The 332-nt window shown below is 34.3% G+C and carries 1 protein-coding gene; it reads left to right on the top strand.

Annotated features, from left to right (window positions below; all coding sequences use genetic code 11):
- The first annotated feature begins 67 nt into the window (after window positions 1–67).
- Window positions 68–289, top strand: coding sequence for a hypothetical protein (locus DYY66_RS06635; RefSeq protein WP_166287282.1), 222 nt, complete (start codon window positions 68–70; stop codon window positions 287–289).
- The last annotated feature ends 43 nt before the right edge of the window (window positions 290–332 follow it).

The raw sequence follows: 332 nt of genomic DNA on the forward strand, positions 1-332 counted from the left end.
AACGACATTGCATTTAGGTAGTTGTCGAATACAACTGGATTGCAGGTTCAAATCCTGTAAAACTTACTTGGAAATAGAAATCGGAATTCCCCCAAATATCAAGACAAGTAACAACATTACTATGATACCGGCTATTATCAGAGGAACCAAGAATCTAAAAATTGCAAGAGCAATTACCGCAATAAGTGCAATCACAAGCAGAGATAGTGTAGATCCTTGGAATGGGAGTATATCAATTACAACTAGTAATATCGATTTTGAAACAAGAACAATTGGAATCATGCCATAGAGAGAAGATAATCAATAATTATTCTTTCTCAAATCCGTAATAC

Source organism: Candidatus Nitrosotalea sp. FS, assembly GCF_011319475.1.
Taxonomy (GTDB): Archaea; Thermoproteota; Nitrososphaeria; order Nitrososphaerales; family Nitrosopumilaceae; genus Nitrosotalea.